Source organism: Variovorax sp. Varisp53, assembly GCF_059491555.1.
This window is the reverse complement of record NZ_CP168512.1, coordinates 2,858,580-2,867,587: the sequence shown is the minus strand read 5'-3', so window position 1 is coordinate 2,867,587 and position 9,008 is coordinate 2,858,580. Positions and strand designations below refer to the sequence as shown.

Genomic DNA, 9,008 nt, shown 5'->3' with positions numbered 1-9,008 from the left:
CCGCTCTCAGAGCAGCACGATGTCGTACTGCCCCTGCCCGATCGCGGGCTCGGCCTGCAGCGAAATCGGCTTGCCGATGAAGTCGCTCAGCCCCGCCAGGTGCTGGCTTTCCTCATCGAGGAACAGCTCGATCACCTGAGGCGACGACACGATGCGGAACTCGCGCGGCGTGAACTGCCGCGCCTCGCGCAGGATTTCGCGCATCACGTCGTAGGCCACGCTGCGCGCGGTCTTCACGATGCCCTGCCCGCCACAGGCCACGCAGGGCTCGCACAGCATGTGCGCCAGCGATTCGCGGGTGCGCTTGCGTGTCATCTCGACCAGTCCGAGCTGCGAGAAACCGCCGGCCGTGGTCTTCACCCGGTCGCGCGCTAACTGCTTGCGGAATTCCGCCAGCACCTGCTCGCGATGGTCGTCGCGCCCCATGTCGATGAAGTCGACGATGATGATCCCGCCCAGATTGCGCAGCCGCAACTGCCGCGCGATGGCCTGTGCCGCTTCGAGGTTCGTCTTGAAGATGGTGTCGTCGAAGTTGCGCGCACCGACGAAGCCGCCGGTGTTCACGTCCACCGTGGTCAGCGCCTCGGTCTGGTCGACCACCAGGTAGCCACCCGACTTGAGCTCGACGCGCCGGCCCAGCGCCTTCGCGATTTCCTCGTCGACCGAATACAGATCGAAGATCGGCCGCTCGCCCCTGTAGTGCTGCAGCTTGCCAGCTGCCTTGGGCATGAACTCGAGGCCGAACTTCAACAGCACCTCGAACTGCTCGCGCGAATCGATGCGGATGGTCTGCGTGTCCTCGCTGGTCATGTCGCGCAGCACGCGCTGCAGCAGGCTCAGATCCTGGTGCAGCAGCGACATCGCCGGCATGCGCATCGATGCCTCTCGGATGCGCGACCAGGTCTTGCGCAGGTAGGCGATGTCTTCGGCCAGTTCGGGGTCGCTGGAATCTTCGCCGTTGGTGCGCAGGATGAAGCCGCCCGTGTTGGCCGGCACCACGCCGCCGCTGTCGGCAGCCGCGGCCGCCTCGATCAGCGCGAGCATGCGGTTGCGCAGCGATTCGCGCTGGTCCGACGGAATCTTCTGCGAAACCCCGATATGGTTGTCCTGCGGCAGGAACACCAGCAGCCGCCCGGCAATGCTGATCTGCGTCGACAGCCGCGCGCCCTTGGTGCCGATGGGGTCCTTGATGACCTGCACCAGCAGCGACTGGCCTTCGAACACCTGCTTCTCGATCGGCACCATCGGGCCGCCGTTGCGATGGTCGCGCTCGGGCGCCGGTGCGCTGGGCCGCGAGCCCGGCGTGAACGGCGAGACGATGTCGGCCACGTGCAGGAAGGCGGTGCGCTCCAAGCCGATGTCGATGAAGGCCGACTGCATGCCCGGCAGCACGCGCGACACCTTGCCGAGGTAGATGTTGCCGACGAGTCCGCGCTCCAGCGTGCGCTCGACGTGCAGCTCCTGCACCGCACCGTGCTCGACCAGCGCCACGCGGGTCTCCTGCGGAGACCAGTTGATCAGTATGTCCTGCATGGAATTCTCAAGTATTGAAACCGGCGCTTCGAAGCAGCTGCGCGGTCTCGAACATGGGGAGGCCCATGATGCCCGAATAGGACCCGCTGATGTGCTCGATGAACGCGGCCGCCGCACCCTGAATGGCATAAGCGCCGGCCTTGCCGAGCGGCTCGCCGCTGTCGGCGTAGCGGGCGATCTGCGCATCGGTGATGTCGGCGAAACGCACGCGCGACACGCTGAGCGCCGCATGGCGCTGCGTGCCGTGCTGCAGCGCCACGGCCGTCAGCACGCGGTGCGTGCTGCCTGAGAGCATCCGCAACATGCGCGCGGCATCCTTCTCGTCTTCGGGCTTGCCGAGGATGGCGCGGCCGAGCGTAACCGTGGTGTCCGCGCAGAGCACCGGCGCCTCGGCCAGTCCGCGGCTCCGGAGCCGGGCCACGGCGGCATCGAGCTTCAGCGCCGTGACGCGCTGCACATAAGTCGCCGGGGCCTCATTGGGCAGCACGGCTTCGAGCGATTCGGCGTCTTCGCCGGCATCGGCCAGCAGCAGTGCATGGCGAACGCCGAGCTGGCCGAGCAGCTGGGCGCGGCGGGGGCTTTGTGAAGCGAGGTAGACGAAATCCGACAAGGCTCAGTGCTCCTGAAGGGCCGAGCGGCGGCCGCCCGGGTCCGAAAAGAATGTGAAGGACTGCAAGGCCACCGATGAGGCATCGAGCCGCGCGGCCCGCCCGTCGGCGCTGGTCATTCGCGGTGGTAAGGATGGCCTGCGTTGACCGACCACGCCCGATACAACTGCTCGACCAGCAGCACCCGCGCCATCGCGTGCGGCAGCGTCAGGTCGGACAGCCGGATGCGCTCGTGGGCCGCAGCCTTGAAGGCCGGGTCGAGGCCGTCGGGCCCGCCGATGACCAGGGCCACGTCATCGCCCTCGCCTTGCCAGGCCTGCAGCCGCGCGGCAAGCGCCTTGGTGGTCAGTGCCGTGCCGCGTTCGTCGAGCGCGACGATGCGCATGCCGCGCGCCGAGCTTTTGGCAATGGCGCCCTCGATGCGTTCGCGCTCGGCGGCATACAGCGTTTCCAGCGACTTGGAGCCGCGCGGCTCGGTCTTGACGGCGCGCAGCTCGAGCTTGAGTTCGGGCGGGAAGCGCTTGGCGTAGTCGTCCCAGGCAGTCTGAGCCCAATCGGGCATGCGTTGCCCGACGGCGACCACCAGCAGCTTCATGCGCGGCGGGCTGGCGCCTTCTTGGCAGCCGCCGCCTTCTTCGCAGCGGGCTTCTTGGCGGCGGGCTTGCCGACGACCTTGACCGGCACGCGCGCGGTGGTTGTCTTCTTGGCAGGCACCTTCTTGGCAGGCGCCTTCTTCGCAGCCGTTTTCCTGGCCGGGGCCTTCGCGGCCTTGGCTTCCTGCTCGGCTGCGCGGATCGCGGTCTTGGAGGCGCTCGAGCGGCGCAGCGTGGGCTCCTTGCCGGCGGCCTTCTTCTTGCCTTCGGGTTCGTCCTTGACCGACGAGCTGGTCGCCATGGCAGGCTTGGCACCGCCGAGCTTGGCGCGCACCGGCTTGTCGCCCCAGATCTCTTCGAGGTGGTAGTACTGGCGGATGGCGGGCTGCATGATGTGCGCCACGGCCGCGCCGCAGTCCACGATGATCCACTCGCCGTTGTCCTCGCCCTCGATGCGCGGCTTGCCGAAACCGGCTTCGCGCACCGCATCGCGCACGCTGGCGGCCAGCGCCTTGGTCTGGCGATTGGAGGTGCCCGACGCGACGATCACGCGCTCGAACAGCGGCGAAAGATGTTCTGTGTCGAATACCTGGATGTCCTGCGCCTTGACGTCTTCGAGACCATCGATGATGGCTCGCTGGAGTTTCTGGGTGTCTTTCTTGGCGGCGGCTTCAGTGGTCATCAGGCAGAGCGGTAGAGGTGGTGTTGGTCAATATAGCGTGCAACCGTGGGCGGAACCAGCGAGGAAATGTCCACGCCAAGCGCTGCGCGCCGCCGGATCTCGGTGGCACTGGTATCCATGGGTGGCAGTTCGAGCGCCTCGAAACGAGCGCCAACCGGAAGGCCGGGCAGCATTTTCGGATCAAAACGAGCAGTGTCGCCCGTCGATAATGCGCGATACGCTACAGAAACAATAGCAATGCCGAGTATATCCTGCCAGCCATGCCAGGTCGGCAACGCGCTCGCCTGGTCGGCGCCCATGATCAGGACCAGCTGTGCGCCGGGCTGCTCCCGCTGCAGCTCGTTCAGCGTATCGAGGGTGTAGGTCGGGCCGTCGCGCAGCACTTCGCGGCTGTCGACGACGACGGTGCCCTTCAGGCCGGAGAAGGCCAGGCGCGTCATCGCGAGGCGGTCTTCCTTCGGCGTCAGCGCCCTGCTCTTGTGCCAGGCCTGCCCGGTGGGAATGACGTGCAGTTCGGCAAGGCCGAGTTGCGCCAGCGCGGCTTCGGCAAGCGCCACATGGGCGTTGTGCGGCGGGTCGAATGCGCCGCCGAAAACGCCGATGCGGGGAGCCTTGCCGGAAGGGTTCACAACCAGTCGCGCCGCACGATGAAGTCGCTGTACAGCGCGGCTTCGGGGCTGCCCGGTTCGGGCTGCTGCTGGTAGGCCCAGCTTGCCAGCGGCGGCATCGAGAGCAGGATCGATTCGGTGCGCCCGCCCGACTGGAGGCCGAAGTGCGTGCCGCGGTCCCACACGAGGTTGAACTCCACGTACCGGCCGCGCCGGTAGAGCTGGAAGTTGCGCTCGCGCTCCGAATAAGGCGTGGCGCGGCGGCGCTCGACGATCGGCAGATAGGCCGGCAGGAAGCCGTTGCCTACCGAGCGGATCATCGCGAAGCCGTTCTCGAAACCGCCCTCGGAAAAATCGTCGAAGAAGATGCCGCCGATGCCGCGCTGCTCGTTGCGGTGCTTCAGGAAGAAATACTCGTCGCACCACGTCTTGAAGCGCGGGTACTTGTCGTCGCCGAAGGGCGCGAGCGCATCGCGGCACGCGGTATGGAAGTGAACCGCGTCTTCCTCGAAGCCGTAGCAAGGCGTGAGGTCCATGCCGCCGCCGAACCAGCAGACCGGCTCCCCGCCCTCGGGCAGGGCAGCCAGCATGCGCACGTTCATGTGAACGATGGGCACGTACGGATTGCGCGGGTGGAACACCAGCGACACACCCATTGCCTCGAAAGGCGCGCCCGCCAACTCGGGCCGGTTCTGCGTGGCAGAGGGTGGCAGCTTCGCTCCGCGCACCTGCGAGAAGCCGCAGCCCGCGCGCTCGAAGAGTTCGCCGCCCTCGAGGATGCAGGTCAACCCGTGGCCCTGCAGCGGCTCGCCGGGAGCCTTCTGCCATACATCGCGCACGCACGCACTGCCGTCGGCCTTCTCGACAGCCGCGATGATCGACTGCTGCAGCCCGCGAAGGTATTCGCCGACCGCTGCCGGGTTGGTTTGCTGCATCAAGCGCCGTGAGGGTTGCGCGCGTGAACCGCGCGGAATCCGATGTCCTTGCGGTACTGCACGCCGTCGAAGCTGACGCGCGCCGCAACCTCATAGGCCCGTTGCTGCGCCTGCTTCACGCTATCGGCCAGCACGGTCACGCAGAGCACGCGGCCACCGCTGGTCTTGAGCTCGCCGTCCTGCAGCGTCGTGCCGGCGTGGAACACCACGGCGTCGGGCGCCTCGGCCGGAATGCCGGTGATGCGGTCGCCCTTGCGCGGCGACAGCGGGTAGCCGTGCGCGGCCATCACCACGCCCAGTGCCACGCGCCGGTCCCATTGCAGCTCGACCTGGTCGAGCGTGCCGTCGGTGGCATGCCAGAACACTTCGAAGAGGTCGGACTTGAGACGCATCATGATCGGCTGCGTCTCGGGGTCACCCATGCGGCAGTTGAATTCGAGCGTCTTCGGATGGCCGGTGGCGTCGATCATCAGGCCGGCATAGAGGAAGCCGGTGAACGGAATGCCGTCTTTTTCCATGCCGCGGATGGTCGGCAGGATGATTTCGCGCATGGCGCGCGCATGCACCTCGGCCGTGACCACCGGCGCAGGCGAGTACGCACCCATGCCGCCGGTGTTGGGGCCTTCGTCGTTGTCGAGCAGGCGCTTGTGGTCCTGGCTGGTGGCCAGCGCGGTCACGTTCTTGCCGTCGCACAGCACGATGAAGCTGGCTTCCTCGCCCTGCAGGAATTCCTCGATCACGACACGCGCGCCGCCTTCGTTGTGCGACACGCCGAACTTGTTGTCGACCAGCATGAAGTCGACGGCCTCGTGCGCTTCCTGCGCGGTCATGGCCACCACCACGCCCTTGCCTGCCGCCAGGCCGTCGGCCTTGACGACGATGGGCGCACCCTTGGCGTCGATGTACGCATGCGCAGCTGCGGCGTCGGTGAAGGCCTCGTATTCGGCTGTCGGGATCTTGTGGCGCTTCATGAACGCCTTGGAAAACGCCTTCGAGCTTTCGAGCTGCGCGGCCGCCTGCGTCGGGCCGAAGATGCGCAGGCCGTGCGCGCGGAACTCGTCGACCACGCCCGCAGCGAGCGGCCCCTCCGGGCCGACCACGGTCAGCGCGATCTTTTCCTTGATGGCCCACTCGCGCAACGCGGCAGGCTCGGTGATGTCGATGCAGTCGTAGCGTTCGTCGGCCGCGGTGCCGCCGTTGCCCGGCGCCACGTAAACGCGGCTCACCCGGGCGGCCTGCGCCAGGCGCCATGCCAGAGCGTGTTCACGGCCCCCGCCTCCAATTACCAGTACCTTCATTCGCGGGCCTTCATTTCTCGCTGTGATTCAACAAACAAACTAACAGTCATTCATTCCGACAGCGAGGCGTTGTGATAAACGTCCTGCACGTCGTCCAGGTCCTCGAGCACGTCGAGCAACTTCTGCATTCTTGCGGCGTCCTCGCCGGTCACGTCCACGGTGTTCTCGGCGCGCATGGTGACTTCGGCCGCGTCGGGCTTCAGGCCCGCGGCTTCGAGCGCGTTCTTCACGGTCTCGAAGTCGGCCACGGCGGTGATCACCTCGATGGCGCCGTCGTCGTCGGTCACCACGTCCTCGGCGCCCGCTTCGAGCGCCACTTCCATCACCTTGTCTTCACTGGTGCCCGGCGCAAAGATGAACTGGCCGCAGTGCTTGAACTGGAAGGCCACCGAGCCTTCGGTGCCCATGTTGCCGCCGTGCTTGGAGAAAGCGTGGCGCACTTCGGCCACGGTGCGCACGCGGTTGTCGGTCATGGTGTCGACGATGATCGCCGCGCCACCGATGCCGTACCCTTCGTAACGAATTTCTTCGTAATTGACGCCTTCCAGATTGCCCGTGGCCTTGTCGATATTGCGCTTGATGGTGTCGATCGGCAGGTTCACCGCCTTGGCCTTTTCCACCGCCAGCCGCAGCCGGGGGTTGGAGCCCAGGTCGGCGCCGCCGGCGCGGGCGGCCACCGTGATTTCGCGAATGGCGCGGGTCCAGAGCTTGCCCCGCTTCTCGTCCTGGCGGCCCTTCCGGTGCTGAATATTCGCCCACTTGCTATGTCCGGCCATGGCTTTCTATCTCGCTGTCTTGTGTTTTCAAAGCAAGCTCCGAGTTTACTGTCCGGCGCACACAACGCCCGCCGCGGGCCGGGAATTCGGGGTAGAGCTTTTGGTGATAATCGTTCGATGACGCCATCGCCTTCCGTCGGGCCCGGGAATCCCGACACCCTGCCGCCGCACGCTCCTTTGCCGCTGTACTACAAGACCGAGGCCGAGCACCAGGCGTTCCTGCTGCGCATCTTCGACAGCACGGCGGCGGACTACGACCGCATCGAGAGCGTGCTGGCCTTCGGTACCGGTCCCTCGTACCGCCGCGCGGCACTGCAGCAGGCCGGACTCTCGGCGGGCATGCAGGTGCTGGACGTAGGCATTGGCACCGGGCTCGTGGCCCGGGAGGCGCTCAAGCTCATCGGCTCCATGGGCCACCTCGTGGGCGTCGATCCCAGCCCCGGCATGATGAGCCAGGTCAAGCTGCCCGGCGTCGAGCTGGTGCGCGGCGTGGCCGAGGCCCTGCCCCGGCCCGACGCCAGCTGCGACTTCGTGAGCATGGGCTACGCCATGCGCCACATCAGCGACGTGGCGGCGGCCTTCGGCGAATTCCACCGCGTGCTGCGCCCCGGCGGGCGCGTGGCGGTGCTCGAAATCACCAAGCCCGAAGGCCGCGTCGCCACGGCGCTGCTCAAGGGCTACATGCGTGCCGTCGTGCCGCTGATCGCCCGCGTGGTCGGCCGCCAGCGCAACACTTCCGAACTGTGGCGTTACTACTGGGACACGATCGAGGCCTGCATTCCCCCCCAGCGGGTGATGCAGGCACTGGCCGCCGCGGGCTTTCGCGACGTGCGCCGGCATGCGAGCCTCGGCGTCTTCTCTTCCTATACCGCCATCAAACCCGAACATCCCGCCGAGGCCAGCTGACAGTGCGAGCTCTGGACGACACCTCTTCTTCCCATTTGCGCGTCGAGCGCCTGTCGCTGCCGGCCAGCCTGGCGCTGGCCACCGACGGCAAGGCGCCTTTCGCGGCGCTTGGCTATGGAACGCCGCACGGCGTGGCCTGGATGCCGACGGTCAACGCGCGCGTGCTGTCTGCCAACGGCGCCATGGCCGACGTGTGGCATGCGAGCGGCCCGAACATCAAGTCGGGCACCACGGGCATTGCGCGCTGGCGCACCGACGGGCATTGGCTGCTCGGCGCCATCGATCTCGACGAGGCCAAGGAAAGGCAGGGCCTCGCCGAACTCGCGCACCGCGCCTACCGCGATCTCTTCAAGACGCTCGACCAGGCCGGCACGCCGCACCTGCAGCGCATCTGGAACTACCTGCCGCAGATCAATGCCGATGGCGGCGGGCTGGAACGCTACCGCCAGTTCAACCTCGGCCGGCAAGAAGCGTTTCTCGAAGCCGGCCGCGCCGCCTTCGAAGGTGCGCCGGCGGCCTGCGCGCTGGGCATCCACCAGGGCGCCCTGTCGATCCGTTTCCTGGCCGGCCAGCAAGCGCCGCTGCCGGTCGAGAACCCGCGGCAGGTCTCGGCCTACCGCTATCCCGAAACCTACGGCCCGCGCTCGCCGACCTTCTCGCGCGCCGCGCTGGCAGACATCGGCGATGGAAACATCGCGCTCTTCATCTCGGGCACCGCGAGCATCGTCGGCCACGAGACCGTGCACCGCGGCAACCTGCCGGAGCAGACGCGCGAAACGCTGCGCAACCTGCAGGCCGTGATCGCGGCCGCCAACGAACGCGGCACGGCGCAGTTCTCGCTGGGCGAACTCGACTGCGTGGTCTACGTGCGGCATCCGTCGGACACCGAGACGGTGCGCGGCATCATCGAGGACACGCTCGGCGCCGACGCCCCGATGGCGCGCCACGCGGTGTACCTCGAAGCCGACATCTGCCGCAGCGACCTCCTGGTCGAGATCGAGGCCCACACGGTCGCGGCCGGCCAGCTGCGGGCCTGACCGGTCGTTGTCCGGCACCCATCGTCTGATTG

10 protein-coding genes are annotated in these 9,008 nt (G+C 67.2%); 2 read left to right on the top strand and 8 right to left on the bottom strand.

Going from position 1 to position 9,008, the window contains the following annotated elements:
• Nucleotides 1–6: 6 nt before the first annotated feature.
• The 8 genes from rng to ACEOAB_RS13420 all read right to left on the bottom strand — a co-directional run bounded on the left by rng (nt 7) and on the right by ACEOAB_RS13420 (nt 7,033).
• Nucleotides 7–1,533 (bottom strand): ribonuclease G, encoded by a 1,527-nt coding sequence (rng, locus tag ACEOAB_RS13455; RefSeq protein WP_056598893.1) that lies wholly within the window; start codon nt 1,531–1,533, stop codon nt 7–9.
• A 7-nt stretch (nt 1,534–1,540) separates the two neighbouring features.
• A complete protein-coding gene (locus ACEOAB_RS13450; protein WP_056598895.1) occupies nt 1,541–2,143 on the bottom strand; it encodes a Maf family protein in 603 nt (200 codons plus the stop codon).
• Between the two features lie 113 nt (nt 2,144–2,256).
• Nucleotides 2,257–2,736: a 23S rRNA (pseudouridine(1915)-N(3))-methyltransferase RlmH gene (gene rlmH, locus ACEOAB_RS13445; RefSeq protein WP_056598898.1), complete on the bottom strand. Its 480-nt coding sequence runs from the start codon at nt 2,734–2,736 to the stop codon at nt 2,257–2,259.
• Complete coding sequence (gene rsfS / locus ACEOAB_RS13440) at nt 2,733–3,416, bottom strand: ribosome silencing factor (protein ID WP_413747545.1); 684 nt, start codon at nt 3,414–3,416, stop codon at nt 2,733–2,735. Before rsfS ends, rlmH begins: the two co-directional genes overlap by 4 nt.
• Nucleotides 3,416–4,045 carry a nicotinate (nicotinamide) nucleotide adenylyltransferase gene (gene nadD / locus ACEOAB_RS13435; protein ID WP_056598903.1) on the bottom strand — a complete coding sequence of 210 codons (630 nt, stop codon included), beginning with the start codon at nt 4,043–4,045 and terminating at the stop codon, nt 3,416–3,418. The genes rsfS and nadD overlap by 1 nt, the downstream gene beginning before the upstream one ends.
• Nucleotides 4,042–4,959: an oxygen-dependent coproporphyrinogen oxidase gene (gene hemF / locus ACEOAB_RS13430; protein ID WP_413747544.1), complete on the bottom strand. Its 918-nt coding sequence runs from the start codon at nt 4,957–4,959 to the stop codon at nt 4,042–4,044. Before hemF ends, nadD begins: the two co-directional genes overlap by 4 nt.
• Entirely contained in the window at nt 4,959–6,257 is a 1,299-nt protein-coding gene (gene purD / locus ACEOAB_RS13425) for a phosphoribosylamine--glycine ligase (protein WP_056598909.1), read from the bottom strand. The genes hemF and purD overlap by 1 nt, the downstream gene beginning before the upstream one ends.
• Before the next feature lie 50 nt (nt 6,258–6,307).
• A complete protein-coding gene (locus ACEOAB_RS13420; RefSeq protein WP_056598914.1) occupies nt 6,308–7,033 on the bottom strand; it encodes a YebC/PmpR family DNA-binding transcriptional regulator in 726 nt (241 codons plus the stop codon).
• 117 nt (nt 7,034–7,150) lie between these two features.
• On the opposite strand from ACEOAB_RS13420, the gene ACEOAB_RS13415 reads away from it, so the two are divergent.
• Together ACEOAB_RS13415 and ACEOAB_RS13410 are read left to right on the top strand one after the other, a co-directional pair.
• The gene (locus ACEOAB_RS13415; protein ID WP_056598917.1) at nt 7,151–7,939 is read left to right on the top strand and encodes a class I SAM-dependent methyltransferase; all 789 of its coding nucleotides are present in this window, start codon (nt 7,151–7,153) and stop codon (nt 7,937–7,939) included.
• Between the two features lie 2 nt (nt 7,940–7,941).
• The gene (locus ACEOAB_RS13410) at nt 7,942–8,976 is read left to right on the top strand and encodes a chorismate transformation FkbO/Hyg5 family protein (protein ID WP_495653778.1); all 1,035 of its coding nucleotides are present in this window, start codon (nt 7,942–7,944) and stop codon (nt 8,974–8,976) included.
• Nucleotides 8,977–9,008 lie beyond the last annotated feature (32 nt).